Source organism: Pseudomonas sp. 273 (assembly GCF_029201425.1).
Classification (GTDB): domain Bacteria; phylum Pseudomonadota; class Gammaproteobacteria; order Pseudomonadales; family Pseudomonadaceae; genus Pseudomonas; species Pseudomonas delhiensis.
The window spans coordinates 1,078,756-1,105,686 of record NZ_CP116775.1; the positions used below are offsets into that span (position 1 = coordinate 1,078,756).

Consider the following 26,931-nt stretch of genomic DNA (forward strand, 5'->3'; position numbering starts at 1 on the left):
TGCCGCGCACGGTAGCGCGGCGGTCCTCCCCGGGGCTTGGTTGGTCATGAAGCTGATGGTGCAGCTCATGGCGGCGGCCTACGGCAGTGCCGCCAGAGCGGCCTTGAACTTGCGCACGGCCTCGACGTCTGCCGCCAGGCGTTCGCGGTGCTGCTCTGCCGCTAGGGCTGCCTCCTCCAGGCGGCCGGCCAGGGCCTTGAGGCTGGCGGCCACCTGGTCGGCCAGGCTGGTGAGTTCGCTCGCCAGGGTGGCGAACAGTTCGATGGGATCGTGGTCAGCCGGTGCCGGCTGGCCGGTGACTGGGCGCTGTTCTTTGGCCATGGGCGGCTCCTTGTCCTTCTGGTTCGCGGCTGATGTGCGGGTGTCGACGCGGCGGAAGCGGCCATGGCTGGTCTCTTTGATGAGGCCGGCTTCCTTGAGGGTGCGCAGGCAGCCACGCAGGACGTGCATGTCGATGTTGCTCCGCGCCTGGGCGCGGAGCGTGGTCTGGATCTGGATCGGTTCCCAGGCATCCTGGATCGGGACCTGCTCGAACACCTTGCGGGCGACGTTGGGCAGGCCCTGGAGCAGGGCGGCCTGTTTGCTGGGCGTCATGGGTGGCACCCCCACAGCATGGCGACGAAGGCGGGGACCAGTGGGACTGCGATGATTGCGCCCGCTGCGGCCAGTCCGAGCAGGACGATGCCGGCGGCGATGAGCAGGCCGCTACGCATGGTGGTCTCCTTCGGTAGTAGCCGGTTGCGTTGCGGCGTTTAGCATGCGAATCGCCTTGGCCAGGGAGGATTGGGCAGCGTGGATATCCTTGCGTGTAGCCGTGAGCGACAGGTGGCATTCAGCGCTCAGGAGAGCGCCTTCGACCAGGTTGAGCAGATCGACCAGTTGTTTGATGTCGAGGGTGGTCATGCCGATGCCTCCCATAGTTGTTTCTGTCCTTGGTGCTTCCGCTCTACGCGTGGCCGGCTCGGGCAGTTCCAACTGCCGCCGCCAGCAGCGCCGAGTAGCCGCCAGCCGCTGGCGCGCAGACTGGCCCCTCGCTCACTGGCGAGGGTGTGGGTAATGAGGCGTAGGTAGCCGAGGGCTCGGGTGGCGCGCCAGGCCGCACCGTAGAGTTTCGAGCAGCCGTTGCGGGTGCCGTCAGTGCAGCAGCGCGTCACCTCCAGCGTGAGGCCGTCGTCGAGGTGGCGCGCAACAGGGCGGCCGACGATGGCTACCCCGACGATGTGGTTGCCGGCGGTCAGGCCCAGGCTGAACTTGTGACCCTGGACCGGGCCGTGGTGCCGGTGGTGTGTTGCAACGAAGGTGTTCGCCTCGACCAAGGTCAGAGGGCAGATGGATAGGCTCATGCGGCCTCCCTCCTGTACAGGTCAATCAGGTCCGCAGCGTTGGCGGCGATCAGGTCTTCCGATTCGCAGGGGCTGACGCTGTTGCCAATAAGGCGGATCTGGTCCGTGGTGTTGACGGGTTTGCGCACCAACTCGCCGGTGGCCTTGTCCTCGAACCATCCCCAGTCGGTGATGTAGTCCGGGTCGAAGCCCTGGGCGATCTTCAGCTCCATCGGTTTGAGCATGCGGAGGGTGAAGTCCACCAGGACGTAGTCGCCAAGCAGCACCATGTCGACCAACTGGGGGAAGTGCTCCGGCAGGTGCTTGTGCAGGAATGCCGCGCATCTCCGGGCCTTCTCCAGCAGCTCAGGCGGCAGGATCGATGCCGGCACCTTGACCACGGTGACTAGCGCCATGCGGTCCTTGGTCGGCACGGTGTGCATGGGCTCTGTCAGGCTCTGCCACTGGCCGCCGGTACTGTAGAACTTCACCAGGTAGGCGGTGGCCAGGCGCTGGTTGGAACCGGCCTGGGTGATGGTGCTGAGAGGGGTATCGGCAGCCCGGCCGGAGCCGGTGTAGAAGCCACCGTTGGCCTGCTCGAAGTGGCAGGCGGCGACAGCGCGGTGATTGGCCGGCAGCAAGGTACCCATCGGCTGAGTGACTGCTTGGGGTTTGCCGCTGAAGCTCGGGCCGCCCGCGCCAACCATCATCGCCGTGACCAATGCCTGTTCGCCGCGATTGGCTCCGGTGATGGTCCGCGTGGCCTCGGTCACCGGGTACCCAGCGCGGTCGCCATGGTGAGTGAGGTGCGTCAGGTGCGCAGCCGACAGGGCGAAGTGCCCACCTTTCACCTGGGCGACCTGGGTGCGCAGCGGTTCGTCGACGCTGAAGGTCCGCTGGTTGCTCGCGTTGGCGAACTCGGTGAGGTTGGCTGCCGCGAGGTGGTTGTTGTCCATCGGGACTAGGAAGGGCTTGTCCGCCATCACGGTGTGGCGCCAGAAGCCTTTGGCAACGCGGCGACAGGTATTGTCGGCGTGCGGGCGCTTCCGGTCGATCATGCTCTTGCCCAGGTTGCTCCAGTCGATGCACTCGGCTGCAGTACGCCAGGGGAGCTGGCCAGACTTTGGCTTCTCGTGGCGTTTCGGGGTGGTCCAGACGATGGGGCGGCCATCGGTGCGACCGATCATGAACAGGCGTTTGCGGATGGTCGGGGCGGCAGCATTCGAGGCTCGGCGCTCGCGCCACTCCACGTTGCAGCCCAGGCCGCGCACCAGAGCGCTTTGCGGTACCCACAAGCCGATGGCGTCCATGATCTCGGGCATGTCCGGGTGATCGGCCGGCAAGCCGGTGGTGAGGCAGGCGATGAAGGCCTGGAAGGTGCGTCCCTCCTCGTCCTTGATCGGCTGTCCATGCTCGTCGAGCGGTCCCCATTTCTGGAACTCCTCGACGTTTTCGAGGAAGAACAGGCGCGGCCTGGTGGCGTGCACCCAGCGGACAACCACCCAGGCCAGCGAGCGGACCTGCGGGCTGCGCGGTGCGGCGCCCTTGGCCTTGCTGAAGTGGCGGCAGTCCGGTGAGGCCCAGAGGATGGCGACGGGCTGCCCGCCGGTGGCCTCCAGCGGATCGACATCGAAGACGTCGGTGATGAAGGTCTTGGTGCTGGGGTGGTTCGCCTTGTAGACCGCAATGGCGACGGGGTTGTGGTTGATGGCGATGTCCGGTTCGCGGTAGACCTTGCGGCCGCCACTACTCGCGCCGCCCAGACCGGCGAACAGGTCGACGTACAGTTCCCGGGTAAAGGGTAGCGGCTGCTGTTGGGAGTTGGTGGTGTTGATTTTGCGGAGGGACGTCATGCGGCCCCCTTGAACGTCTTGCGCAGGGTAGCGGCCACAGCCCGGCCGCGGCGCTGCACGATCCTGGCGAGTTGCCGGCGGTCGTTGTGGCTGTGGCTGGCCTGGCCCAGCAGGCCGAAGTAGCTATTGGCGGTTTCGCGCAGTTGCTCGGCTGGTGCGGAGGCTGTCCGCTGCAGGGCGGTGTCAACTGTGCGGGGGCGAGTGACGCGGCGGTGCGGCAGGATCACCTGGCCGACGAAGTCGATGCCCCGGGCAACGGGTTGGCGCACGGTCTTCGAGGGGTTGAGTCGAGCGTGCAGCTTGTCGGTCAGGAAGGTCTCGATCTGGTCGTGCCAGATGTTCAACTGCTTGGCCGACTCGTGCAGCAGGACGAAATCGTCGACGTAGCGGATGTAGTGCTTCACCCGCAGTTGGTGCTTCACGAACTGGTCCAGCGCATCGAGGTAGATGTTGGCGAAAAATTGCGAGGACAGGTTGCCGATGGGCAGGCCCAGGTGGGCCGGCTGGGCCGTCAGGCGCTTGTGCTGCGGTACGCGGTTCAGCAGGCGGGCCGGGCTGCGGGTTTCGTAGTTGGTCCGGGGATCGTGCCAGAGGATCTGCAGCGCGAGCGCGCACCAGCTGGGCTCGGTGATCCGTGCCACCAGCTGCTGCTCCAGCACCCGCTTGTCGAGGCTGACGAAGAAGTTCGCCAGGTCGCACTTCAGGTAGGCCGCGGGGCGGCTCCAGTTGTGGGTGATGCTGCGTACCTTTTTCTCCAGGCGTTGCGCGCCGTAGAGGGTGCCGCGGCCCTTGATGCAGGCGCAGCTGTCAGCGATGAAGGTCCGCTCGATGCCTGGGCCGATGTGGTTGTATAGGAGGTGATGGACAATCCGGTCAGGGAAGGTGGCGGCCCATACCTCGCGGGGCTTCGGGTGGGTGACGACGAAGCAAATTGAGGCGCCGGGTTGGTAGGCGCCGGTGTTCAGCTCGTGGTGGAGTTGCATGATGTTGCGCTCCAGGTTGAACTCGAATGCAAGCGCCGACTTGCTGTTGCGCTTGCTGCGTCGGCAGTCGTAATAGGCCTGCATGAGTGCCTCGATAGAAAATCCAGCATGGCCGCCGGTGACACCGTTCGATGCTGCGGACGGCGAAAGCGGGCCGGGCGTTGTCCTTGTGGTCGTTGTTCTGGTTGCCATCGTCGAAGTTCTGGATCCACGCGTTGTTCGGGCCGTTCTGCGCCAGGTCGTGCTATCTACGTCGCGCTGCCGAAGGCTGGGGCCGATCAGCGGCGAGACTGCGCGGGGCCTGCCGGGACGATGCCCGGCGGTTCCCCTGGTGCGCATGGCGGTGGCCTTGTGGGCCAGCGGCACGACCAGAATCAAAATCGCTCTGGTGTGAGGGCCGTAGCGCTCACACGGCTGGCGATGCGGCGGCATTTCGTTTCCACCCCGTGGCCTGCCGGCCTATGTCGTCGGTGATCTGAATGGCTCGGCCGTGCTGGGCTCCGGTGAGCAGACCGAGGTCGACCGAGAGGCGCAGCATCAGCTCGACGACCTGGATGCGCTCCAGGATCTGCTGGATGTGGGCTGCTCGTTCCTGGCCGCCGGCCGTGTTGGCGCGGAAGACCAGGATCGACACGTCGATGCACTCGTTGAGCACCTTTTCTCCGAGGGTGCGCTTGAAGTCGCGGCGCCAGTTCTTGGAGAAGTCGGCCACAAGTCGTGCCAGTTCTCCGGCGCGCTTGTAGATCGGCAGGTGTTGGGCGATGGCCATGCTGGAAAACTCGCTTACCGCGCGCTGCGCGCGCGGTCGGTCAGAGCGTTAAGGGGTGAAGGGATGAGGATTCTGCGGACGGCGAAAGCGGGCCGGGCGAAGTCCTTGTGGCCGTCGGTCTGGTTGCCAACGACGAAGTCCTGGATCCACGCGTAGCTCGGGCCGTACTGCGTGCTGGTCAGCCACCAGCCCTTGTCCTCGAACTGTTCGGGGATGTTCGCCCAGCACAGGTAGGCCTCTGCTCGCGCCGGCAGGTAGAGGTCGGCATGCCCTTCGGCCTGCTGCTCGGTAGCCCAGCGGGCGGCGGGGTGGTCGATGTTGTGGGCCATCAGCGCCCGGGTGTTGGCCAGGCCGTCGCGGATGTGGTCGGCGCCGGAGATGCGATAGCCGCTGCCGCCGAAGGTGATCGAGGCGATCTGTGCGTGCTTCGGTGCGATCAGGTGGTAGTCCGGCTCGCCGTTCTCGCCGCGCATCACGCCGACGTAGGTGCCGCCCTGGCCGTGCCAATGCTGGCCAATGGCGGGCGGTATCAGGTACTGGTCCAGGCTGATCAGCTCACCGGCAATGCCGGCGAACGGTACCAGGCCGGTTTCTTGCTCCAGCACCTGGCGAGCGAGCTGCGCGTTGGTGGTGCTGAGCGTGGTGTTGCCGACCGCGAGATTGATTTCGTGCTGCATGGTTCAGGCCTCAAAAATTGGAGCCGACCGCGCGCTGCGCGCGCGGCAGGGAAGCGAAGTGGTCAAGGGGTGACTTTGATTCTGCGGACGGCGAAAGCGGGCCGGGCGTTGCCCTTGAGGTCGATGCCCTGGCCGCCATCGTCGAAGTACTGGATCCACGCGAAGTCCGGGCCGTACTGCGTGCTGGACCAGTAGTCTCTGCCCTCCAGGGCTTCCTCTCCGCCTTCCTGGAAGAGCGCGATGGGGCTCTGCGCCGGCGATTCCTCGGTGTACGGGTAGCCCGGCGGGAGGCTGCTGGGGTTGTCCCCGTCGCGGAAGCTGCACCAGTTCTCCTGCGCGGTGGGCTTGCAGACGCGATAGACGAGTTCGTTCTCGTCACGGGCGCCCAGGTACCAGTCTTCGTGGCCGTCAATCGTCAGGCTGAGCGCCCAGGCACCCAGTTCGCAGCCGGCCTCGGCCATGGCGCGGGTGTTCGCCAGGCCGTTGCTGAAGCTGTTGGCGCCGGGGATCAGGATGCCGGCCTCGCCCCAGCGGGTGGGGGCATGGAAGCCCAGGGCCTTCGGGGCGCGGATCAGGGCGAAGCGCTCGCCCTCGTCCTGGAACTGGCCCATGTAGAAGCCGCCGCCGAACGGGGTGCCGTGGACGGTGGGGATGGCGTTGATGCTCAGTGCGCTCTTCATGCTGCAGCCTCCATTGCTTCCTGCTGCCGGGCGTAATCAATGGCGGCGCGGAAGGTCTCGGTGCCCGGGAAGGTCTGGCCAACCGTGAAGTGCAAGGTGAAGGTGCCGAAGTCGGCGCCGCCGCTGGCGGTCTCTTCCAGCCAATCGAGGCGGGCGGTATCAGGCAGGGGCGGCGCCGGCTCGGCGGCGGCTTCCAGCACCTGGCGGATGCGCTCGGCCAGGGCCTTGGCGTTGTCCGCCGCCTTGAGCGCCCAGGCGCTGTGCTCCGCGGCGCCGACGCGCTGTGCCATGACGGCGGTCACCTTCAGTTGGCCGCTGATCTTCATCAGCTCGATGGCGTCCTCGGCGGTGAAGGGGTTGGCGCGGCGGGCGTAGGCGGCGACCAACTCGTCGGTGGCTCGGGCCAGCTCTTCCGCCTTCACCTGGTGCTCGGCATCGGCCAGGCGCAGCTGCGAACGGAGCAGGCTCAGGTCCTCGTGGAGAGCGTTGATGTGCTTCTGGTGGTGGCGGTCGGCATCGGCGTGGCCGAGGTCGTAGCCCTTGGCGTACTCGCTGCGGGCGGTGCGCCAGGCCACCAACAGGGTGGTGGCGAGTGCCAGGGCCAGGGCGCCGACGATGAGGTAGAGAATGGTCTGTTGCATGTGCTGTGTCCTCGTAGGGCCCGCCGCCGGTGTAGAGCCCGGCGGCGGGGTGCTGCGTGGTAGGGGTTACTCGCCGACCTTGAAGGTGCCGATGGTCAGGTCGGTGGAGGTGATGTCGGCGGACAGCAGGTCCTTGAACTCCTGCGCGATCTCCTCGCGCACCTGCTGCTCGGCCACCCAGCGCGGCTTGAGCACCGGCTTGGCTTCGCCGGTCAGCACCGACAGACGCAGGACGAAGTTGCGCAGCGGCAGGCCGTCGTACGGCTGGCAGGTGAAGATGAGCGAGCCGGGCAAGGTGTCCTGGCTGTCGGCCTCGATCTGGTCCATGGCGCTGCGCGAGGCGTTGAAGTTGCCCTCGACGGTGGTGCGCTCGCTGGAGGCCTTGATGGTGATGTTGCGAACGGCAGCGATGGCCTGGACCAGGTTCATTTCCTGATCGTCCGGGGTGACCGCTTTCAGGAAATCGCGCCAGTCTTCCATCCACTCGGCCAGGTCCTTCTGCGACAGGCGCTGCCCGGCGATGGCCTGCAGGGCGGCGTAGGCGGCAGTCGGCTGCAGAGCCAGGGTGGCGATGTCGTCGCCGTGCCCGGCCTGGTCGGTGTCGCCCAGGTTGAAGATCACGCGGCAGGACATGCTGTCCTTGTCGACGAAGCCGCGAGTCTCCTCGTTGGCGCGCTCATTCACGTAGGTGACGAAGTCCGCCAGCGAGGAGGTGGTCAGGGCGCCGCGGAAGCGGTTGCGGCGCATGTTCAGGCGCTCCAGGCTCTGGAGCTTGAAGCCCTCCGGGACGACCGCCATTTCCCCGGCCGAGCCGGTGATGCGGGTGCCGGCGGCAGCGATGGCGTTGGCGAGGACCAGTTGCAGTGCTTCTTTCATGTGCTGTGTTCCTTGATGCAGTAGAGGTTGCGGTTGATGGACGGGTTAAACGTCCTGGGGTACGACCGGCGCCTGCTGGCGGTTGAACAACTGCTCGGTCGGGTTGGTCTGGAACAGCTCCAGGCCGTTCGGGGTGACGTACATCGGGGTATCCAGCGAGGTGTCCTCGCTGCGGCTGCCGCGTTTGGTGGGCACCTTGTAGTCGAGCTTGTGGTTCACCTTGACCTGGTTCGATTCGCCGATCTGGCTGAACTCCAGGGTGATGACCACCTTGCCTTTCTTGCCGAAATCGACCACGCCGGCGCCGACGTCGGAGAGGGCGGTGCCGATCTGGTTGGCGAAGACGCCCGCATTCAGCGAGCTGAAGAAGTCGTTCACGTCGGTCTTTTTCATGTGCTGTGCCTCGTTGGTGGTGGTTGGTGTTTCCCCAGGGCGCTCTCGTTGAAAGCGCCCTGGGGAAGGCCCGTCGCCAGGCCCTCCTGACTCACGTACGCCGCCGTATGTGAGCGAATCGAAGCTCGGCCGGGGTGTGTCCGGCCTGCTCGTTGCGTTGTCGGTTACATGGCTGCCACCCCTCCCTGTCGTTCCACCCGGTTGCGCCGGGGCGCTGTCGTTCAAGCTGCCTTGATGCCCTTGGCGTCGAGGAACTCGGCCAGGTCCGTCAGGTACACCAGCGGTTCCTCCAGCCGGGACGTCGTGAGCTTGCGGGTGACCAGGGCCACCTCGCCGCTCTTGATCAGCGCCCGCAGGCGCTTGTCGGTCTTCAGGTGCGGGAAGTACGCGGCACGGACCTGGGTGAGGGTGAGCGTGGCTGTACCCCACTGCTGGTAGAGCTGCTCCAGTGTCGTCATCGAGCCTCCCCGCACCCCGCCGGCAGGCGGGCCGACACCAGGGCGACGAGGCCCTCCACGGTCTTGCCGGCGCCGCGGGCGGCGATGTTGCCGGCCTCGTCGGTTACCACGGCGCCGAAGGGGCGCACCGCGTCGGTGGTCAGCGTCACGTGTGGCAGCCAGCCGCGCGGGGTGATCGCGACCAGCGCCGCGTAGAGCAGGCCCAACTGGGCGGCTTCCTGGGGCAGGGCGCCCAGGCGGTCGATGCACTCGTCCGCGGCGGCCTGCAGGACGTCGGCCGGGTAGGCGGTCGGCGCAGCGAAGTGCATGCCGACCAGCTTGAGCGTGCCGACGGCATCGGCGATGGGGTTCGGAGTCGGAGTCATGCCACGTCGTCCTTGTGCTGGGTGACGGTGATGGACACGCCCAGGCGCTTGGCCAGGTAGGCAATGCCGGCTTCGGTGACCATCACCACGCTGTAGTGGGTGTACTGGCCCAGGCGCGGGTTCCAGCGCGAGCGGGGATCCATGAACAGGTGGCCCTGGCCGACGTGCTTGGCCGCCAGGGTGCCGTCCTGGTTAAGGTCCTTGTGCTGCCGCAGGTGGTCGCGCAGGGCTCGCTCGCTGACGCCCAGAGCGGCAGCTGCATGGCGGATATCCCGGTTCATGGCGGGCCCTCTCAGGCTGCGTTCGGTGCTCGGAGCTGGAGCGCGAGCGTCACGTCGTCCAGGGCCCTGTAGAGGTCTGCCAGGTCGCCGTCGTTGACCACGAACAGGTCGCCCTCGCGCAGCGTGACGCCCGACTCGCTGCTGTGCGCGGCGACCGCGGTGGCGTCCGGGCGCCGCAGGTGGACGACGACGCCGCCCTTGGCGCGGATCCAGTCCGCCTCGTTGTCGAAGCGCACGTCGCTGATGACGAAGCCCCGGGCCTGCGGGCTGGCCTCCAGGTGGTTGGCCAGGTTCATCTCGGCGAGCATTAGCCAGAGTTGCGGGTGCACCAGGTTGCGGCCCCACTCGGTGCCCAGCAGTTGCATCAGCTCGCGGGGCGACTTGCCCAGCCAGGGCAGGGGCTGTTCCTTGGCGGCGCCCTCCAGGGCAGCGGCCGGCAGGTTCAGCATGTCGAGCAGGGCGAGCTTCAGCGGCGAGGCCAGGGCATAGATCAGCAGGCCGAACTGGGCGGCGAGGTAGCTCGCGGCGGTGTCCTTGCCGGAACGGGCGCGGCCAGTCAGGCCGATGAGGATGGTCTTCATGCCGCGGCCTCCATGCTGAGGTAGCGCTGGGTGAAGGTCAGGAGCATCGACAGGTTCTGCCGGGCCTCGTCCTCAGTGAGGTTCCTGCGCCGGCCCCGGGTGTCGGAGCCGATGAAGGCGTACTCGTAGGCGTGGGCAACGCGGTCGCCCAGCGCGGTGGTGTCGTCGGCCCGGTAGATCGAAACGGAGACGTCCGCGTCGAGGCTGGACGTGTAGAAGGTGGCCTTCCATTTGCCCTGGCTGCCGATCAGCAGGCAGGTGGACAGGATCTGCAGCAGCAGTTCCTCGATGGTGGGCTTGTTCATGCAGCACCTCCCCACGGGCCGCTGGCGGCCTCCGCGCTGGGGGCGACAGGGCGCGGCTGGTAGAGGCAGGCGCGCTGGGAGGTGCCGACGATCACCAGCAGGCCGGTTTGGGCCTGGATGGCCTCAATTGCGGCGGGGCTGGTGGCCGCGGCCGGGGGCAGGTACACCGGGCAGCGGGCTTTGTGCATGTGCTGTGTCGGTTGCATCTCGTACTCCGGGGTAGAGGTGGGTACGAGCAGACAATAGCAAGAGCTAACACATCATGCAATAGCATGAGCTATTACGTGTTTAGTAGGGGAGATCTAGATACTTGGACGACTTGATGATGCCGGCCACGTAGTGAATTTTCTCCACCTCGCTTTCATCAAGGAAGACTGGTGGGTACTCGCTGTTGACGCTGTCGAATCGATACTGGCCGTCACGTAAGTATATGAATTCTTTGATCATGCATTTGCCATCGCGTGTCTTTACCAGTACCTCGTCCCCGTTCAGGAAGGGGTGATTCGGCTCGATGAGCACAAGCTCACCGCTCTTGATTCGAGGGTGCATGCTATTCCCGACGACGCGCAGTGCATAAGCGTTTTCATCGTCACTGCGGACGTCCAGGTAGCCATCTCCATGTCCTGTTGGGAATTCCATTGCGTCGAAATAGCCGTTGGTTCCGAGCATTGCTTTGCCTACGACAGGGATCATCCGTTGCCGAAGTTCATGCCGGTGCTGTTGAGCTGCTTGGTCATCCGCCACGCGCTGCGCGGTCTCGGTGATGTTCATATTGAAGAAGGCAGGGTGCGGTAGCACCGGCCGATCAAGCCCCACGGAATCCCATTTCTGCTTGATCGTGGGCAGGTCCTCAACCGTATAGCGTCCTGTCACAAGCAGGCCGCTCGGTAGTCCCAGCTTTTGTTCAAGGTTCCCGGCAGCGCGGTCCCCGAGACGTCGATGGCCATTCAGTAGCTGCGACAGGTATGACGCATCCACATCGTGCGCGTTGGCGAAGTCCTTGAGCGTGTTCGTTGCAATCAAGGCTCTGAGAAGGGTGACGCGGAGTTCGTATATGTCCATGCCTCTATCGTCGAGACCTGTTAGCAGATTGTAAATTCCTTTGGGCTATCACGCTATTGCGCTATCTAATAGCGGTTGCTATCTTGGCTGCCTGCGGAGGTGCTTATGACTCTTCTCGAATACATGAAACAGCTCGAAACGAAGACGGATGTGAGCGACCTGGCATCCAAGTGCGGGACTTCCGTAGGACAGTTGAAACAGGTTGCTTATGGTCACCGCAGGGCCAGCGCCTCCCTGGCGATCGATCTAGATAGAGAGACCGGCGGTGTCGTGGCATGCGAAGAGACAAGGCCGGACATCGACTGGGCTTATCTCCGCGGGAGGCAGCGAGCGGCATGAAGTACGAACCAATGCGGTTCACCCTGGGCCTGGAGGTCGCTGGGATCACCCTCGACCTGACGGTTCGTATTTCTTCTGAAGGTTTTCAATCCTTTGTTGCAGCTCCAGCACCTGCTGAGTCGCTCGAAGATACGACAGCCGGAACTTTGGTGTTTGATCCTCAACCCTTGATGCATTCAGTGCAGCAAACGCTCGTTCAAGGCCTTGAATCGCTTCGTGGAAGTCTGGCTGAGCAGGCATTGGCAATCCTTGGCAAGCAAATCGACGAACAGCGGAGGGCGCGCGAGCAATCCACATCCTGAAAGAAGGTGGCCGGCGCGGGCCTCTACACCCGCGCCGGCCGGGTGCCGGTCAGGGCCTCTACACCCTGGTCCGGCGTACGACGACACAGCACATTGCATCGGTCGTGGTCATAGAGTAGGGCCTGCCCTGCTCGATGGCTACACCGTAAAAGGAGTATTTACGGTTATGAGCCGGAAAGACCTGTTGCCGGGCGCAGGCCCGGTGTTGAGCCTGCGCGAGGCGCTGTACCGCAGCGGGCGCGACTACCTGGGCGGGCTGACCAAGCTGGCCCTGGACATGATGGTCCCCTACGAGGACCTGCAGAAGAAGTTGAAGCTCGACGAGGAGCGGCGCTGGCCCACCCCGGACGAGTGGGAAGACATCATCGGGCGCACCCGTGATCCACGCTTGCTGGATGCCCTGCTGCGCCCCGCCGGTGTCGTCTGGTACCAGCCCGAGCCAGTGGATGCGACCACCGCGGCGCTGAAGGCCGTGGGCGAACTGCTGCAGCGCGAGGGCGAGTTCGTCGCCAGCCTGCACAAGGGCGCCGAGGACAACCGCTGGCAGCCCCACGAAGTCGCTGACCTGGAATACCACGGCGCCAACGTGATCCGGGCCGTGCTGGGCATCATGGCCGGCGCCCGCGCCTCCATGCAGCAACTGCTGGAGGGCCAGGCCAATGGCTGACCTCCTCGACATGGCGGCAGAGCAGGAAGAGAACCGCCTGCAGGGCCTGCTGGCCACCCGGCAGCGCCCGGCGCCGGACTACACCATCAGCGAAACCCATTGCGTGGAATGCGGCGCCGAGATTCCGGCTGCGCGGCGTATCGCCGTCCCCGGCTGCGAGTGCTGCGTGTTCTGCCAAGAATTGCGGGAGGTGCGCCGTGGCTGAAGTGATGGCGGGCGACCTGCAGGTCATCGATGGGCGAGTGATGGTCACTTCGTTGCAGGTGGCGGAGCGCTTCGGCAAACGCCACTGCGATGTCCTGAAACGCATGCGGACCTTGGACTGCTCCCCGGAATTCACACTACGCAATTTTGCGGAGTGTTCCCGGCCCGGGGCGAACAACAAGCCGGAGCCCTACTGGCGCATGACTCGCGACGGTTTCACCTTCCTCTGCTGGGGCTTCACCGGCAAGCGGGCTGCGGAGTGGAAAGAGGCCTACATCGATGCGTTCAACCGCATGGAGCGGATGCTGCAACAGGGCCAGGCGCCCACTGCGCTGCAATCCTCGCGCGGTCTGCGCGTCCTGCTGACCGTGGACGATGCGCTCGGCCGCAAGGCCGAGGTGCTGCCCGATGATGCCTGGATCGTCCGCGGCGCCGATATGCCGGCCTGGGTATCCGAGTCGCCGGACATGTCGTTCGCACAGCTGAAAATGCTCGGCGAGGCGGCGCTGCGGCGCCTCGTGGCAGTCGGTGGCGAGCGCGCCGTGCGGGAGGTGCTGGTCCAGATCAACCCGCGCTGGATGCTGGTGGACGGCGCGCAGATCGGCCACCTGCAGAACGCGCTGACCTTCATGCTCATGGAGCAGCCGGCAGCCAAGAACCTGGAGGGCGTCGATGTCGACATGGACGCCTGATCCTGATGGCCCACGCAGTGAGTGGGCCCGGCGGTATGTAGAGCGGGGCCTGGCTGTGGTGGGTATCCCGCCCGGCGAGAAGGGGCCGCGCGACAAGGGTTGGCAACGCCCGGGCGGCCAGATCACCGACGCGGCGAAGGCCGAGGCCTTCTGGACCAAGAACCCGGAGCACAACATGGGGGTGGTGCTCGGGGCGAGTGGCATCTGCTCGCTGGACGTCGACGACGTGCCGGCGGCTCGCCAGGTGTTGTGGGACCTGCTGGGGCTCGATCTCGACGCGCTGCCGGTGGCCTACCCGACCGTGGTGGGCAACCCGGCGCGCTTCCGCGTGATGTTCCGCGTGCCCGAGGGTGTCGAGCTGAGCCGCCACTCGTTGAACTGGCCCAACGAGAACGACCCGGACGGCAGCAAGCTGAAGCTGACGCAGGCGGCGATCCTGGCGGCCAAGGAACGGGGCGACAAGGAGCAGTTGGAGAAGATGCAGGCCCAGGCTGACAGCCTGAAGCGCTTCACCGTGTTCGAGCTGCGCGCTGGCCAGGTCCAGGACGTGCTGCCGCCCTCCATCCACCCGGGGACGGGCAAGCCCTACACCTGGCGCAAGCCACCCAGCGGTGATGGGCTGCCGGTGCTGCCGAACGAACTGCTGAGCATCTGGCAGAACTGGGACATCTTCAAGCGGGACGCCGAGGCGGACTGCCCGTGGGCGCCCCAGGCGCCGGCGCCGAAGAAGGCCGCGAAGCCGAAGCCCAAGGCGCCCGGGCGGGCCGGCAGCTCGCGCTCGGTGATCGATGCCTTCAACCAGGCCCACGACGTGGAGTCGCTGCTGGCCGCGCACGGCTACACCCAGCGCGGGAAGAAGTGGTTATGCCCGCACAGCAGCACCGGGTTGCCGGGGGTGACCATCAGCGAGGGCCGGGTGTACTCGCACCACGGCTCCGATCCGCTGGCCAACGACCACCAGAACGATGCCTTCGACGTGTTCTGCATCCTCGACCACAACGGCAACCAGTCCGAGGCGGTCAAGGCCGCGGCGCGCCTGTTGGGCATCGAGCGCGAGCCGAGGCGCGAGGAACCCCCGCCCGAGGGTGTTCCTCGCGAGGCTGGCCAGCAGCCCCCCGTGCCCCAGGCGCCGCCGGAAGAACCGGAGGACTCTCTTCCCTGCGCCCCTTCTCTTGAGTGCGGCCCGGAAGCGGCCGATCTGCCGGGCGCTCCCACTCCGGGGGGCGCGGGGGGCTTCCGCATCAGCGAGCAGGAGCTGCTGCAGGACTTCGTCGTCATCTACGGGACGGACACCGCCTGGGACCGCAAGCGAGCGCGGCTGATCAAGCTCTCCGCGATTCGGGAGGCCGTAGGGCGCACCCGCTACAAGTGGTGGCAGGAAAGCGAGCATCGGCAGATGGCCCAGGACGTGGTCTTCGATCCGACCGAGCGATGCGATCCCGTGATGCTCAACCTGTACGACGGGTTCAAGGTTACCCCCGATCCTCGAGGGGCGGACGGCTGCGTGCTGATCCGCAAGCACCTGGGCCTGCTGTGCAACAACCGCGCGGACGAGTACCTGTTCCTGCTGAAGTGGATCGCCTACCCGCTCCAGTACCCCGGCGCGAAGATGGCCACGGCCGTGGTGATGTTCGGGGCCGAGGGCCCGGGCAAGAGCTTGCTGTGGGAGCAGGTCGTCCGGCGGATCTACGGCGAATACGGCACGACCATCGGTCAGGCCCAGTTGGAAAGCCAGTTCACCGGCTGGCAGAGCCGAAAGCTGTTCGCCCTTGCCGAGGAGGTGGTCAGCCGCGAAGAGATGCGGCACTACAAGGGCGTGCTGAAGCACCTGGTGACCGGCGAGACCTTGCAGATCAACGAGAAGAACATGCCGGTGCGGGAGGAAGCCAACCACCTCAACTTCGTCTTCCTCTCCAACTCCACGGTGCCGATGGCCCTGGACGATGGGGACCGGCGCTACCTGGTCCTGTACGTCGACCGGGTGCCGCCGGCGGGCTACTTCCAGGCGCTGGTGGGCGAAATCGAGAGCGGCGGCATCGAGGCCTTCTACCACTACCTCATGAACCTGGACCTCACGGGCTTCGGGCCGCACAGCAAGCCGCCGCTGAACGACGAGAAGCAGGCGCTGATCGATGGCAGCCTGGCGGCGCCGCGGTACTTCGTGCGGCGCTGGATGGCCGGCGAGACCGAGTTCCCTGTCACGGGGGCAGTGACGCAGGCTGACCTGTGGCAGGCGTTCTGCCGATGGTGCGAGGGGGCCAACGAGTTCAAGCGTCGGGAGCGGGACTTCCTGCAGGAGGCGGCGAGGGACTTGCTCCGCGAGCGGCCCGACATCCGCTATCCGACCGACCGAGATGACTTCAGGACGGCGCGGATCTTCGTGACGCCGGAGTTCGCGGCGAGCAAGGCCGAACTGGGGCGCAATTGGGCGGCCGAGGCGGGGAAGGAATGCCGGAAGTTCGGCACCCACTTCAATCGACGGTCGATCCCTGTCCCGGGAGAGCTGGACTGATGATTCCGACATTCCGACAGTATTCCGACAGCATTCCGACGGGCGCTACGCCTAGTGCCACTAGGTTTCCGACATTCCGACGGACTTTTTGAGGTTTTCTCACGTGCGCGTGTACGCGCGCATACACACGTGAGGCTTTTTCAAATTACCTGTCGGATTGTCGGAATCAGGCTTAAGTAACTGTTTTTATTGGAAAAATAATTCCGACAGTATTCCGACAGTTATTCCGACATTCCGACAGAAGAGAAGGGGAGAAGAGAGATGGCGGTATACGGGTTCAAGAACGGTCAGTTCCAACGCGTCGCGGAGTCGATGGAAGCTTTCGATAGCGGCTTCAAGGATTGGGAAGGGGCGACCAGCGAGTTCGCGGCCAAGCGCGGCATGCTGTACCACGACGACGTGGATGGGGTTTACGACCTGTACCTGCGCGATCCCAGTGGCAAGACGTTCAGCCGACTCCGCGACTACCGCTGGTGGTTCCGTGTCTACGATGGCGTCTTCATGTTCGACGACGTGCTGGTACCGGATAGCCTGCCGGATTACCTGGCCTTCATGGCGCTGCTCCAGCCGGTAGTTGCCCGGGCAGAGGCGGTGGCCAGGGAAGTTCGGGAGGCCGCCCGATGATCGAGGAAGTCGAAGTGCTGATGCGGCACTGGGGCGAGCAGATCGGCCGGTGTGGAACCGGCGCCGGCGGCTCGCTCTCCAGCACCCTGGCCGGCTTCATCGAGTGGCAGGGGGCGCCGCCGCGCGGCGAGCCGGGGACGCGTGATCCAGCCGGCGGCGGCAGCATGGATCACCGGGCCCGCGAGGTGCAGGCCTGCGTCGACGCCGTGGAGCGGCAAGGCGAGCGGGGTAAGCACCTGGTGCGCCTCGCGCGGCTGCGCTACCTCGGCGACCGTCCGGTGGCCGTGCAGATGGCGGCGCTCGAAATGCCTGTCGGCGCCGACCGGACCTACCGCAATCACGTCCACCGGCTGCACGAACTGGTGCTGGCTGAGCTGCAGCGGCGCCACGCGGGCACCCTGGAGGCGCTGCGGCGGCTGCCGAGCCAACTGGAGAAGCAACGGCGCCAGGCAGCGCGGCGGGCGAAACTGGCCGCCAAGGGCGTTGCTGGGCGCTACCGTTCGTCGGACGCATCTCCCCCGCCAGCCCCCGTGCGCCCCCGCCAGCCCCCGTCGGAATAACCGATAAATCCCCCCTTTCGGTTTTTCCGGTCGGGGGTACAAAGTCGCCACGCTGTTCGAGGTCCGCACAGAAGGCCCGAACCAACCGATGCACGTGCTGTGCAGACCACCCGGGCGATGCCCTCCCCGGGAAACCTGAAAGCCCCTCCCCGGAGGGGCTTTCCCTTTTCAGCCCTCGGCATGGAGTTGAGCGATGGGAGAGCCTGCGAGCACGACCGCTGCTGTTGTCGCCGGCGCCGCGGGCGTCGGCTTTGCTGGATACCTGGCCGGCTTCGATGCGTGGGCCGCTGTGGGGGCGCTGTTCGGTGCGTTGATCTACTCGACCACCACCCAGGAATTCCCGACCTGGCAGCGCCTACTGTTCCTGGTCGCGTCGTTCGTGATGGGCTACGTGATCGCCCCCGGTATCCGTGAGGTCGAGGTCTACGGTTACCGCCCCTTCCAGTACACCGGGATTGCCGCCTTCGTCGCCGCCCTGTTGGTGGTGACGCTCTCGCTCTGGTTGATCCAGCGCGGGAAGTCTGGCCCCGGCGCGGTCTCGCGAGGAGGTCAGGATGGGTAACCACCTGGTGCAACTGATGCTGACGCAGGCCACGTTCTGGCTCTGCGTCGTGTTGTTCCTGCGGCTGTTCACCTTCCAGCGCGGCGACGCCCGTTTCCGCCGCAGCATCTCGTGGATGGCCTGGGCGGTGATGGGCTGCGCCGGCTCGGTGGTGCTGTTCATCATCAAGGGGCTGCTGATCATGCCCGCGAACAGTTGGCCACTGGTGATCCTCCTCGGCGTGTTCACCTTCGCCGTGCTCAAGGCCCGGGGCAACATGGCCCAGGTCTGGCGGGTGCAGTAGCCATGCGCGGCAGCATCAGCGCGGCGGACCTCGATGACGCCGTGGCCTCCCTGGCGGCGCTGGGCGGCGATCTGCCCAGCAAGGCGCTGGCCCATGCCCTGAACCACACGGCCAACCAGGCCAACCAGGCGCTGGTCGCGGAGATAGACGACGTCTTCGACCGGCCCACCTCGTTCACCCGCAATGCCATTCGCATCCTGCACGCGACGGCGAAGCGCCTGGAGGCGTCGCTGTGGGTGAAGGATGAGAAGGACAACAACTCCAAGGCCCAGGCACCTGAGGACTGGGTGGCGCCGCAGGTGTTCGGTGGGCCCAGGGTGGACAAGGCCTCGGAGCGCAACCTGCGGTCCAAGGGCATCCTGCCCAAGGGCATGTTCATCGTCCCGGCCGAAGGAGCCCGTCTGGACCAGTACGGCAACATGAGCCGCGGCCAGATGATCCAGATCCTCTCCGGCCTGGGAGCGCTGGAGTATGTGGCGGGCGCCACCCAGAACGCCACGCAGAGCGCCAGGTCTCTGGCCAAGGGGCACGCCCAGGCCTTCTTCGTCATGAAGCGCGGCAAGCGGCCCATCGGCATCGGCGAGCGCCGGGGCGAGAACTTGGTCATGGTGCTCGCCTTCGTGCGGCAGCCCCAATACCGCGAGCGATTCCGCTTCTTCGATGTCGTCCGGCGCATTGCCGAGGACGATGCACTGCTAGAGGCGAACATCGAGAAGGCCCTGGCTCTGGCGATGCAGTCGAAGGCGTGACCGGCGCTGCTTGCCCGCACCGTTCTGGTGCGTCTCTAGAGTGATTAAGGACAAAACCTCAAAACAGCTGGAAACCTCGTGATCAAAAAATCGCGATATGGGGAAGGCTGTAGACGAAAAAGTCGCGATAGGGCGGGTCCTCCCCGCCGGCCGGCCCCCTACACGGGTAATTCGAACCGCGTTTCGTCTCTAGCTGAGATTTGCCCAGGGATGTCCGTCTTTTCAAGGAGTTAGCAATGGGGCGCAAGGTCTCGAAGGCCGAGTTGAGTGAAATCCTCGGCCGCGATGAACGCACCCTGACGCGCTGGCAGGACGATGGTCTGCCAGTCCTGGAATACGGCGTCGGGCGCGGCAACGAAAACCAGTACGACACCGAGGACGTGATCCAGTGGCTGATGCAGCGCGCCGCGCTGAACGGCAGGAAGGAGAGCGCCCGGGACCGCCTCGACCGTGTGAAGGCTGACCGCGAGGAACTGGCCTTGGCCAAGGACCTGGAGGAAGTGGTCGTGGCCGCCGAGCTGATCGAGCGCTTCGAGGCCATGGTCACCGCGGCCAAGGTCGAGCTGATCAACACCTTGCCGGATCAGCTGGCCGCCGATCTCTCCGCGCGCTACGGCGTGGAGATCGATGACGAACTGATCCGCGAGCCCATCGCGGGGATCCTGGGGAACATGGCCAAGTATGACCTTGACGATGACGAAGACCCTCTCGACGGGGATTCTGAGCAACCGGACGATCCGCCGTTTGCTGAGGAAGACGACGACTAAAGCCCTGTCGCGTATCGCGCGGAAGTGGGCCCCGCCCCCTCGCATGACCACCATCGAGTGGGCAACCAAGTACCGCTGGCTGTCCCCTGAGGAAACCGCCCGGCCTGGCAAGTACCGCTTCGACGTGACGCCCCACCTGGTGTGGCCTGGGGGCCCACTGGAAGCCCTCGACGATCCGAACGTGCATGAGATCGTCTGCCGCAAGTCAGCCCAGGTTGCCTGGACCTCCGGCGTTCTCGGCAACGCCCTGGGGAAGTGGATCGACATCGATCCGTCGCCGATCCTGGTGCTGTTCCCGAAGGCGGACGCCGCCAAGCAGTATGTGGCCGAGAAGCTGGAGCCGATGATCGAGGCCACGCCGCGGCTGAAAAAGAAGGTTGACCTGCGCAGTCGCAAGCTGCAGCAGCGGCAGGACTTCAAGAAATTCCCGGGCGGGTTCCTCAAGCTGGTGGGCTCCAACAGCCCGGCCAGTGTGAAGTCCACGCCGGTACCGCGGGTTGCGGTGGAGGAACCGGACGACTGCAACCTGAACCTGCGGGGGCAGGGGGACAGCATCAAGCTGGCGAAGGAGCGCCTGAAGACCTTCCGGCGCTCCAAGATCATCATCGGTGGAACCCCGACCATCAAGAGCTTGTCGGCCATCGACGCTGAACTGGAACTGTCCGACAAGCGTCTCGGCCTGGTGACCTGCCACGACTGCGGCCTGGAACACGCCCTCAGCTTCGAGAATCTGCACTGCCCAGAGGACCCGGACTACCACCACGAGGTCTACGGGAACAAGCGGCCGGAGGCGACCTACTACGCCTGCCCGCACTGCGGTTCGGTATGGGACGACAACCAGAAGAACGCGAACCTGAAGCACGGGCGCTGGGTTGGCACTGCCGAGTTCCGCGGTATCGCCGGCTATATCCTGAACGAGCTGTATGCCACGTTCTACGGCTCGCGCTTCGCCGTGTTGATGGAGAAGAAGCTGCAGGCCGAGCACGCGGCGGCGCAAGGCAACATCGGGCCGATGATCGCCTACGTGAACAGTTCGGAAGGGGAGAGCTACGAGTACAAGAGCGACGCACCGAAGACCGACGAACTGGAGAAGCGCGCCGAGGCTTATGCCGAGCTGACCGCGCCGAATGGCGTGTTGCTGGTGACGGCCGGCGTCGACATCCAGGGCGACCGCATCGCCGCGTGCATCGTGGGGTGGGGCCGCGGTGAAGAGTCCTGGCGGCTGTACTGGGGCGAACTCCAGGGTGATCCGAAGGATACCTCCGACGGGGTGTGGCGGGAGCTGGACAAGTTGCTGGCCACGGCGATCCCCACCGAGAACGGCCACCGGCTGGCAATCTCGGCGGTCAGCATCGACAGCTCGGACGGCAACAGCAGCCACGCCGTATACACCTATGTCCGTGACCGCCAGCGCTTCAACATCATGGCGATCAAGGGCGCCTCGGTGGACAACAAGGATAAGGAGATCTTCACCAAGCCCCCGGCTTCGGTGGATACCACCCAGGACAACACCAAGGCCGCGAAGTACGGGCTGCGCGTGTTCATCATCGGTACGCACAAGGCCAAGACGCTGATCGACTCGCGGCTGCGCCTGAAGGGCTCGGGCCCCGGGCGCATGCACTGGTACAGCGAGATCCGCTCGGACTACTACGAGCAGCTGACCAACGAGGTGCTGGCCCCGCACCCGCGGCAGCCCACCAAGATGATCTGGCAGAAGAAGGCCGGCCGTCGCAACGAGGCGCTGGACTGCGAGGTGTACGCCTTGCACGCCGCACGAAGCCTGAAGACCCACCTGCTGCGAGATGCAGAGTGGGACCAGTTGGAGCAGCAGTTGCTCCAGCCCACCCTGTTCACCAGCGACGAACCCACCGCTCCAGTGCCACGCCGTGCTGTGGCGCGCCGGGGTACGCGTAGCCGCGCTGGCCGTTAGAGGTAAACCATGAGTGAAGCCACCGAACGCCTGGCGCGCATCCGCGCGTCCATTGAGCAGGTCCTGACCAAGGGGCAGCGCTTCCGCAAGGGCGACCGCCAGTTGGACCGTGCAGAACTGGCAAGCCTGCGCATGCTGGAGGCGCAGACCGCTGAAGAAGTGGCGCGCGAGCAGGCCGCCCAGGCCGGCAAGAGCCGCAACCGCATCAGTTACGTCAGGATTTGACCATGGGCTGGTTTCGAAAATCACCCGCCGAACTGCTGATGCGCGAGGCGCTGAAGCTGGCCCAGGCGACGGCCCAGCCCGGCCAGGTCAGCGCCCAGGGCGGTGGCGGCGGGGTGGAAACCCGTTGGCGTGGCGCCTCGCGCATGCTGCGCAGCATGGCCAGTTGGATCCCCGGCCTTGCCAGCCCGCGACGCGACCTGCCGGTCGGCGAGCGTCGCATGCTGGTGGCGCGTTCCCGCGATGCCATGCGCAACCACCTGCTGGCTCTGGCTGTGCTGCGCCGGATGCGTACCAACGTGGTCGGCACCGGTCTGGTGTGTCGCGCCCAGGTGGACGCCGGCGCCTTGGGGATCACCCCGGAGGAGGCCGACCGCCTGAATGAAGTGTTGGATCGTACCTGGAGCCTGTACGCCGACAACCCGCAGGAATGCGATGCCGAGGCGATGCTGAACCACTATCAGCAGCAGGCCCTGGTGCTGATCTCGGCGCTGGTCAGCGGCGACCTGCTGGTGGCAACGCCGGACAGGGAGCGCCCCGGTTGCCTATTCAGCACCCGTCTCCAACTGATCGAGGGCGACCGGGTATGCAACCCCAACCTGTCTCTCGACACCGACAACCTGGTCGATGGTGTGGAGTTCGACGACCTCGGTGCGCCTGTGGCCTACCACGTCTGCCGGGGTTACCCCGGCGAGTACAACTCGTCCAGCAGCCTGACCTGGGATCGGCTGGAGGTGTTTGGCGCGGAAACCGGCCGGCGGCGCGTGTTGCATGTGATGGCCGACAAGGACCGGCCCGGGCAGAAGCGTGGTGCACCTTTCCTGGCGCCGATCCTGGAGCCGCTCCAGAAGCTGGAGCGCTACAGCAGTGCCGAGCTGATGGCCGCCGTGGTCTCCGCGATGTTCACGGTGTTCATCAAGAAAGGCTCGGACTTCGAGACCGGCAACCTGCCGCTCAGCGCCTTGGTGAACGAGGGCGGCGGGGCCACCACGGAAGACGATGGTGGCGGTGATATCGAACTGGGCGAGGGTGCCATCGTTGACCTAGGCCGCGGCGAAGAGCCAGTGACCGCCAACCCAGCACGGCCGAATGCGCAGTTCGACCCCTTCTTCGTGTCGGTGGTCAAGCAGATCGGCGCCGCCCTGGAGCTGCCCTTGGACGAACTGCTGCTGCACTACAGCAGCAGCTACAGCGCGGCGAGGGCGGCGATGCTCCAGGCCTGGCGCTTCTACAGCCTGCGGCGCTGGTGGCTGACGTGTGACTTTTGCCAGCCCTCGCGTGAGCTGGTGATCGACGAGGCAGTGGCCCGGGGAATGATCTCGCTCCCTGGCTATGGCGATCCGGCGAAGCGGCGAGCCTACCTGCAGGCCCTCTGGATCGGCCCGGCGCGCGGCGCCATCGACGAGTTGAAAGAGGCCAACGCTGCCGGCAAGCGAATCGAGATCGGCGTGAGCAACGAGACGTTGGAGACCGCGGCGATGACCGGCGAGCCCTGGCAGCAGGTGTACAGCCAGCGGCGCCGGGAAATCACCCAGCGCCGGCAGGACGGCACCTACACACCGCCCAAGGGCGCCGAGGTCATGGCGCCCGAGCCGGCCCCCACGAACGAGGAATAACCATGCTCCGAGCATTCGAGCTGGCTGCATCGCAGCCCTGGCTGATGTTGCCCTGCGCGCTCGACAACCTGTTGGCGATTGCCAACCGCCTGGGTGATCCCTCGGCGCTGGTGACCAAAGAGGGGGAGCGGCTGGACAACACCCGGCGCGTCAGCATGCGCAATGGCGTTGCCGTCGTGCCGGTCACCGGGCCGATCTTCCGCTACGCCAACCTGTTCAGCGAGATCTCCGGCGCGACCAGCACCCAGGTGCTGGCCACCGACATCCAGGCGGCCCTGGACGACCCGAAGGTCAAGGCCATCGTGCTCAACATCGACAGCCCTGGTGGTGTCGTTGCAGGCATCAACGAGCTGGCCGAGCTGGTGTACGCGGGCCGCGAGCGCAAACGCATCGTTGCCTACGGCAGCGGCACGGTGGCCAGCGCGGCCTACTGGATCGCCTCGGCGGCGAGCGAAATCGTCCTGGATGACACCGCCATGGCCGGCAGCATCGGCACCGTGGTGGAAGCCGTGGTCCAGGGCGAAGGCGCCAACGGCGCCAAGCGCTACGAGATCGTCAGTCGCAACGCCCCGAACAAACGCCCCGACCTTTCGACGGAGGAGGGGCGGGCAAAGATCGGCGAGACCATCAACGCCCTGGCCGACGTGTTCGAAGCCAAGGTCGCGCGGAACCTTGGTGTCCCCATCGAGAAGGTCCCCGAAATGGGCGACCAGGGTGGCCTCCGCGTTGGCGCCTCTGCCGTCGAGCATGGCCTGGCCCATCGGCTGGGCTCGCTCGAATCCCTGATCAATGAACTGGCCAGCCCGGCCGCCAACACCCCGAGGAAACCCAGCATGACCATCGTCAAAAGCACGGCGGAACTGCAGGCGGCCATCGCCGCCGGCACCGACCCGAAGGATATCCAAATCGCAGCCAGCCCCGACGTCGACGCACTGCAGGCTGCAGCCCGCACCGAAGGCGCCGCGGCCGAGCGTAACCGTCTGAAGGGCATCAGCGCACTGGCCTCGAAGGGCTTCGAGAAGGAAATCGAGGCCGCCATCGAAGACGGCAGCAGCGTCGAAGCAACTGCCCTGCAGCTGTTCAAGGCCGCTCAGGATCGCGGCATTACCCTGGCCGGCATCAAGTCGGACAGCACTTCCACCTCCACTGCTACCCCGCCTGCCGGCGCCAAGGAAGCCGAGGAACGCAAGACCGCCGCTTCCTGGATCGCCGCTGGCGCTGCCCGCTGAGGACAACCGAAATGCCGAACCCCGAACGCAATACCTACGAGCCGGAGCAACTGCTGGCCGGCGACTTCCCGATCATCAAGCGCCCCGGAGTGATTGCTGCCGGGCAGGTGCTCGCCCGTGGCGCCGTCCTCGGTGAGGTCACCGCCACCGGCGAGTACAAGCTGTCGGCCAGCGCGGCCAGCGACGGCTCGCAGTCGCCGGTGGTGATTCTGGATGCCGCCGTCGACACCACTGAGGGTGCGCTGCCCGGCGTGCTGATGCTGACCGGCGAGGTACGCGGCGCCGAGCTGCAGCTGGGCGCTGGTCACACCATTGCCAGCGTCACCGAGGCGCTGCGCCCCCTTTCCCTGTTCGTTCGCTGATAGGAGCGACTATCCATGGATTTGTTCGATACCCGAACCATGCTCGATGCCATCGAGGAGATGAAGCTGCCGCGTACTTTCCTGATGCGCACCTTCTTCAACGGTGGCTCCCCGAAGACCTTCGCCACCAAGACCGTCGAAATCGACGTCGTGAAGGGCAAGCGCAAGATGGCGCCCTTCGTACACCCGCGTCTGCCGGGCAGCCTGGTGTCGCGCGAGGGTTTCCGTCAGGACACCTATACCCCGCCCTACATCCAGCCGAAGATCCCGACCGAGGCCGAGTTGATCCTGAAGCGCTCCCCCGGCGAGAACCCGTATGCGAGCAAGCCGCCGGAGCGGCGAGCCGCCGAACAGTTGGGCAAGGACATCGCCGAACTCGACAGCCAGATCATTCGCCGTGAAGAGTGGATGTGTGCCCAGACCTTGACCACGGGCCGCCTGCGTGTTCTGGGCGAGGGGCTGGACGACACCATCGATTTCCTGATGTCGCCCTCGCACAAGATCACCCTGAGCACCGAAAAGTGGGACGCATCGGGTTCCGACCCCATCGGCCACCTGCGCCAGTGGAAGCGCGGCCTCATCGCCAAGGATTCCGGGCGTACCGCGAACGTCGCGGTGCTCAGCGGCGAGGCTGTCGATGCGTTCCAGAAAAACGAGCTGGTGATGAAGCAACTGAGCACTCGCCGAGCTGAGTTGGGCATCATCAAGCCCGAGACGCTGCCGGATGGTGTGACCTACCTCGGTTACCTCAACGATCCGGGCGTCGACCTGTACAGCTACGACGAATGGTTCCTCGACGACGACGGCAACGAGCAGCCGATGATCCCGGCCGGCGGAATGATCCTCGGGGCCACCAACACCCGCAACGCCATGCTCTATGCCGCCATTCAGGACCTGGAGGCCATCGAGAGCGGCCTGGTGGAGGCGGCGCGCTTCCCGAAGAGCTGGGTTACCAAAGAGCCCAGCGTTCGCTGGCTGAAGCTGCAGGCCGCGCCGCTGGCTGGCTTCCTGGAACCCGACGCGTTCGTCTACGCGAAGGTGGTGTGACATGGCGAAGAAAGCCGAATACATCGTCATCGACGGTTGCATCCAGGAAGGCAAGAAGGTCTTCCTGCCGGGGCAGCCCTACAGCCCACCGACCACCGAGATTCGCGACGACCTGGTCACCCGCAAGGTCATCGCGGTGATCACCGATCCGGCCGCTCAAGCTGCTGCGCGAGCCGCCAGCGCCTCGGCGCCGACCGACGATGCCGCGGGCGGTGCCAGCAATGATCTCCTGCAGCAGGGTGGCGGTTCCTGACCATGGCCTTCTTCGACGACCTGGTCGAGGAGATGGATGCGGATCTTCTGGAAGTGCTCGGTGATGGCCAGGTCGCCTATCTGGACCGGCAGGGGGCGGTCATCGCCGAGGCCCTGCCGGTCGAGATCAACGACGGTGTGATCCCGAACGATTTGGTAGAGCGAGCCGTCGACCGGCTGCGCACGATGGGCGTCCAGAAACATCGGCTCCAGCCCTACGACCAGGAAGGAGCTTTCCGGGATGAGGGCGGCCGGCTCTGGTACATCGACGGCATCCATGAGGATGACGGCCACCTGATCACCTTCTACGTGGTGCCCGAATGAGCGAAGACATCATCGACGTGCAGGCCGCAATCATCGACCAGTTGCAGCAGCGACTCGCCGTTGTGCCAGGGTTTGGCAGTGTGGTCCGGGAGGGCCACGTCCAGGCTGTGATGGACGCCGACGGCGAGGCCGAACCTGAGCAGCAGATCCTGCTGCAGGACGGTGACACCGTCGAAGAGGAGCGGACGCCCAGCGGTGTCAGGGAGTCCTGGACCATCAACATCGTGGCGATGAGCCGCAAACGCGGTGCGGCGCCGGCGCTCCGCGTGGCGCGGCTGGCCATCAAGCAGGCCCTCAAGGGGCTCAAGGCCGGTGTGGAAGTGCCCGGGCTTGTGAAGGTCAGCTTCCCTGTCTCGGCCGGGCAGCTTCCCGCACCTGGCCGCCGCTGGGGGCTCCGCGTGATCCCCATCACCTTCACCTACCACCAGAAACTCTGACCTCT

The 26,931-nt window shown here is 65.7% G+C and carries 40 protein-coding genes; 21 read left to right on the forward strand and 19 right to left on the reverse strand.

Annotated elements, in window-relative coordinates:
- Positions 1–78: 78 nt before the first annotated feature.
- From PKO50_RS05240 to PKO50_RS05330, 19 genes are all read right to left on the reverse strand, one after another.
- A complete protein-coding gene (locus PKO50_RS05240; RefSeq protein WP_275629037.1) occupies positions 79–594 on the reverse strand; it encodes a hypothetical protein in 516 nt (171 codons plus the stop codon).
- Complete coding sequence (locus tag PKO50_RS05245) at positions 591–713, reverse strand: hypothetical protein (RefSeq protein WP_275629038.1); 123 nt, start codon at positions 711–713, stop codon at positions 591–593. The genes PKO50_RS05240 and PKO50_RS05245 overlap by 4 nt, the downstream gene beginning before the upstream one ends.
- Entirely contained in the window at positions 706–903 is a 198-nt protein-coding gene (locus tag PKO50_RS05250) for a hypothetical protein (protein WP_275629039.1), read from the reverse strand. The genes PKO50_RS05245 and PKO50_RS05250 overlap by 8 nt, the downstream gene beginning before the upstream one ends.
- Positions 900–1,343, reverse strand: a complete 444-nt coding sequence (locus tag PKO50_RS05255; RefSeq protein WP_275629040.1) for an XF1762 family protein — start codon at positions 1,341–1,343, stop codon at positions 900–902. The genes PKO50_RS05250 and PKO50_RS05255 overlap by 4 nt, the downstream gene beginning before the upstream one ends.
- Positions 1,340–3,175 carry a DNA cytosine methyltransferase gene (locus PKO50_RS05260; RefSeq protein WP_275629041.1) on the reverse strand — a complete coding sequence of 612 codons (1,836 nt, stop codon included), beginning with the start codon at positions 3,173–3,175 and terminating at the stop codon, positions 1,340–1,342. The genes PKO50_RS05255 and PKO50_RS05260 overlap by 4 nt, the downstream gene beginning before the upstream one ends.
- Positions 3,172–4,242 carry an RNA-directed DNA polymerase gene (locus PKO50_RS05265; protein ID WP_275629042.1) on the reverse strand — a complete coding sequence of 357 codons (1,071 nt, stop codon included), beginning with the start codon at positions 4,240–4,242 and terminating at the stop codon, positions 3,172–3,174. Before PKO50_RS05265 ends, PKO50_RS05260 begins: the two co-directional genes overlap by 4 nt.
- Positions 4,243–4,564: 322 nt before the next feature.
- On the reverse strand, positions 4,565–4,927 hold the full coding sequence (locus PKO50_RS05270; protein WP_275629043.1) for a four helix bundle protein: 363 nt from the start codon (positions 4,925–4,927) through the stop codon (positions 4,565–4,567).
- Between the two features lie 14 nt (positions 4,928–4,941).
- Complete coding sequence (locus tag PKO50_RS05275) at positions 4,942–5,604, reverse strand: hypothetical protein (RefSeq protein WP_275629044.1); 663 nt, start codon at positions 5,602–5,604, stop codon at positions 4,942–4,944.
- Positions 5,605–5,666: 62 nt separating this feature from the next.
- Positions 5,667–6,284, reverse strand: a complete 618-nt coding sequence (locus tag PKO50_RS05280; RefSeq protein ID WP_275629045.1) for a DUF1566 domain-containing protein — start codon at positions 6,282–6,284, stop codon at positions 5,667–5,669.
- Positions 6,281–6,925 (reverse strand): hypothetical protein, encoded by a 645-nt coding sequence (locus PKO50_RS05285; protein ID WP_275629046.1) that lies wholly within the window; start codon positions 6,923–6,925, stop codon positions 6,281–6,283. Before PKO50_RS05285 ends, PKO50_RS05280 begins: the two co-directional genes overlap by 4 nt.
- Before the next feature lie 66 nt (positions 6,926–6,991).
- Positions 6,992–7,801 carry a DUF2303 family protein gene (locus PKO50_RS05290; RefSeq protein ID WP_275629047.1) on the reverse strand — a complete coding sequence of 270 codons (810 nt, stop codon included), beginning with the start codon at positions 7,799–7,801 and terminating at the stop codon, positions 6,992–6,994.
- A 45-nt stretch (positions 7,802–7,846) separates the two neighbouring features.
- On the reverse strand, positions 7,847–8,194 hold the full coding sequence (locus PKO50_RS05295; protein WP_275629048.1) for a hypothetical protein: 348 nt from the start codon (positions 8,192–8,194) through the stop codon (positions 7,847–7,849).
- 221 nt (positions 8,195–8,415) lie between these two features.
- Positions 8,416–8,652, reverse strand: coding sequence for a pyocin activator PrtN family protein (locus PKO50_RS05300; protein WP_267853251.1), 237 nt, complete (start codon positions 8,650–8,652; stop codon positions 8,416–8,418).
- Positions 8,649–9,017: a hypothetical protein gene (locus PKO50_RS05305; protein ID WP_275629049.1), complete on the reverse strand. Its 369-nt coding sequence runs from the start codon at positions 9,015–9,017 to the stop codon at positions 8,649–8,651. Before PKO50_RS05305 ends, PKO50_RS05300 begins: the two co-directional genes overlap by 4 nt.
- Entirely contained in the window at positions 9,014–9,298 is a 285-nt protein-coding gene (locus PKO50_RS05310) for a hypothetical protein (RefSeq protein ID WP_275629050.1), read from the reverse strand. The genes PKO50_RS05305 and PKO50_RS05310 overlap by 4 nt, the downstream gene beginning before the upstream one ends.
- An 11-nt stretch (positions 9,299–9,309) precedes the next feature.
- The gene (locus tag PKO50_RS05315; protein ID WP_275629051.1) at positions 9,310–9,879 is read right to left on the reverse strand and encodes a deoxynucleotide monophosphate kinase; all 570 of its coding nucleotides are present in this window, start codon (positions 9,877–9,879) and stop codon (positions 9,310–9,312) included.
- Positions 9,876–10,184: a hypothetical protein gene (locus tag PKO50_RS05320; RefSeq protein ID WP_275629052.1), complete on the reverse strand. Its 309-nt coding sequence runs from the start codon at positions 10,182–10,184 to the stop codon at positions 9,876–9,878. Before PKO50_RS05320 ends, PKO50_RS05315 begins: the two co-directional genes overlap by 4 nt.
- Positions 10,181–10,390 (reverse strand): hypothetical protein, encoded by a 210-nt coding sequence (locus PKO50_RS05325; protein WP_275629053.1) that lies wholly within the window; start codon positions 10,388–10,390, stop codon positions 10,181–10,183. Before PKO50_RS05325 ends, PKO50_RS05320 begins: the two co-directional genes overlap by 4 nt.
- 82 nt (positions 10,391–10,472) lie before the next feature.
- Positions 10,473–11,246 carry a S24 family peptidase gene (locus PKO50_RS05330; RefSeq protein WP_052154701.1) on the reverse strand — a complete coding sequence of 258 codons (774 nt, stop codon included), beginning with the start codon at positions 11,244–11,246 and terminating at the stop codon, positions 10,473–10,475.
- Between the two features lie 105 nt (positions 11,247–11,351).
- Between PKO50_RS05330 and PKO50_RS05335 the strand changes: the two genes are divergently transcribed.
- From PKO50_RS05335 to PKO50_RS05435, 21 genes are all read left to right on the forward strand, one after another.
- Positions 11,352–11,585 carry a YdaS family helix-turn-helix protein gene (locus PKO50_RS05335; protein ID WP_033949974.1) on the forward strand — a complete coding sequence of 78 codons (234 nt, stop codon included), beginning with the start codon at positions 11,352–11,354 and terminating at the stop codon, positions 11,583–11,585.
- Positions 11,582–11,887, forward strand: a complete 306-nt coding sequence (locus tag PKO50_RS05340) for a hypothetical protein (RefSeq protein ID WP_275629054.1) — start codon at positions 11,582–11,584, stop codon at positions 11,885–11,887. The genes PKO50_RS05335 and PKO50_RS05340 overlap by 4 nt, the downstream gene beginning before the upstream one ends.
- Before the next feature lie 166 nt (positions 11,888–12,053).
- Positions 12,054–12,554, forward strand: coding sequence for a phage regulatory CII family protein (locus PKO50_RS05345; RefSeq protein WP_275629055.1), 501 nt, complete (start codon positions 12,054–12,056; stop codon positions 12,552–12,554).
- Positions 12,547–12,759, forward strand: coding sequence for a TraR/DksA C4-type zinc finger protein (locus tag PKO50_RS05350; protein ID WP_275629056.1), 213 nt, complete (start codon positions 12,547–12,549; stop codon positions 12,757–12,759). The genes PKO50_RS05345 and PKO50_RS05350 overlap by 8 nt, the downstream gene beginning before the upstream one ends.
- Entirely contained in the window at positions 12,752–13,450 is a 699-nt protein-coding gene (locus PKO50_RS05355) for a Rha family transcriptional regulator (protein WP_275629057.1), read from the forward strand. The genes PKO50_RS05350 and PKO50_RS05355 overlap by 8 nt, the downstream gene beginning before the upstream one ends.
- A complete protein-coding gene (locus PKO50_RS05360) occupies positions 13,431–15,962 on the forward strand; it encodes a bifunctional DNA primase/polymerase (protein WP_275629058.1) in 2,532 nt (843 codons plus the stop codon). Before PKO50_RS05355 ends, PKO50_RS05360 begins: the two co-directional genes overlap by 20 nt.
- A gap of 261 nt (positions 15,963–16,223) precedes the next feature.
- The gene (locus PKO50_RS05365) at positions 16,224–16,586 is read left to right on the forward strand and encodes a hypothetical protein (protein WP_275629059.1); all 363 of its coding nucleotides are present in this window, start codon (positions 16,224–16,226) and stop codon (positions 16,584–16,586) included.
- A complete protein-coding gene (locus tag PKO50_RS05370) occupies positions 16,583–17,146 on the forward strand; it encodes a hypothetical protein (RefSeq protein WP_275629060.1) in 564 nt (187 codons plus the stop codon). The genes PKO50_RS05365 and PKO50_RS05370 overlap by 4 nt, the downstream gene beginning before the upstream one ends.
- A 193-nt stretch (positions 17,147–17,339) precedes the next feature.
- Positions 17,340–17,708, forward strand: a complete 369-nt coding sequence (locus PKO50_RS05375; RefSeq protein WP_267853238.1) for a putative holin — start codon at positions 17,340–17,342, stop codon at positions 17,706–17,708.
- Positions 17,701–17,991 (forward strand): phage holin family protein, encoded by a 291-nt coding sequence (locus PKO50_RS05380; RefSeq protein ID WP_275629061.1) that lies wholly within the window; start codon positions 17,701–17,703, stop codon positions 17,989–17,991. Before PKO50_RS05375 ends, PKO50_RS05380 begins: the two co-directional genes overlap by 8 nt.
- Before the next feature lie 2 nt (positions 17,992–17,993).
- Complete coding sequence (locus PKO50_RS05385) at positions 17,994–18,740, forward strand: hypothetical protein (RefSeq protein ID WP_275629062.1); 747 nt, start codon at positions 17,994–17,996, stop codon at positions 18,738–18,740.
- Positions 18,741–18,976: 236 nt separating this feature from the next.
- Positions 18,977–19,507, forward strand: a complete 531-nt coding sequence (locus PKO50_RS05390) for a terminase small subunit (RefSeq protein ID WP_064584032.1) — start codon at positions 18,977–18,979, stop codon at positions 19,505–19,507.
- 43 nt (positions 19,508–19,550) lie between these two features.
- On the forward strand, positions 19,551–21,437 hold the full coding sequence (locus PKO50_RS05395) for a terminase gpA endonuclease subunit (RefSeq protein ID WP_275629063.1): 1,887 nt from the start codon (positions 19,551–19,553) through the stop codon (positions 21,435–21,437).
- 9 nt (positions 21,438–21,446) lie between these two features.
- A complete protein-coding gene (locus PKO50_RS05400; RefSeq protein WP_275629064.1) occupies positions 21,447–21,662 on the forward strand; it encodes a hypothetical protein in 216 nt (71 codons plus the stop codon).
- A gap of 2 nt (positions 21,663–21,664) precedes the next feature.
- On the forward strand, positions 21,665–23,275 hold the full coding sequence (locus PKO50_RS05405) for a phage portal protein (protein ID WP_275629065.1): 1,611 nt from the start codon (positions 21,665–21,667) through the stop codon (positions 23,273–23,275).
- A gap of 2 nt (positions 23,276–23,277) precedes the next feature.
- Complete coding sequence (locus tag PKO50_RS05410; protein WP_275629066.1) at positions 23,278–24,504, forward strand: S49 family peptidase; 1,227 nt, start codon at positions 23,278–23,280, stop codon at positions 24,502–24,504.
- Between the two features lie 11 nt (positions 24,505–24,515).
- Positions 24,516–24,866: a head decoration protein gene (locus tag PKO50_RS05415; protein ID WP_275629067.1), complete on the forward strand. Its 351-nt coding sequence runs from the start codon at positions 24,516–24,518 to the stop codon at positions 24,864–24,866.
- A gap of 15 nt (positions 24,867–24,881) precedes the next feature.
- Positions 24,882–25,913, forward strand: a complete 1,032-nt coding sequence (locus PKO50_RS05420; RefSeq protein ID WP_275629068.1) for a major capsid protein — start codon at positions 24,882–24,884, stop codon at positions 25,911–25,913.
- A gap of 1 nt (position 25,914) precedes the next feature.
- A complete protein-coding gene (locus PKO50_RS05425) occupies positions 25,915–26,166 on the forward strand; it encodes a hypothetical protein (RefSeq protein WP_275629069.1) in 252 nt (83 codons plus the stop codon).
- Between the two features lie 2 nt (positions 26,167–26,168).
- A complete protein-coding gene (locus PKO50_RS05430; protein WP_275629070.1) occupies positions 26,169–26,489 on the forward strand; it encodes a hypothetical protein in 321 nt (106 codons plus the stop codon).
- A complete protein-coding gene (locus PKO50_RS05435) occupies positions 26,486–26,926 on the forward strand; it encodes a hypothetical protein (protein WP_275629071.1) in 441 nt (146 codons plus the stop codon). The genes PKO50_RS05430 and PKO50_RS05435 overlap by 4 nt, the downstream gene beginning before the upstream one ends.
- Positions 26,927–26,931 lie beyond the last annotated feature (5 nt).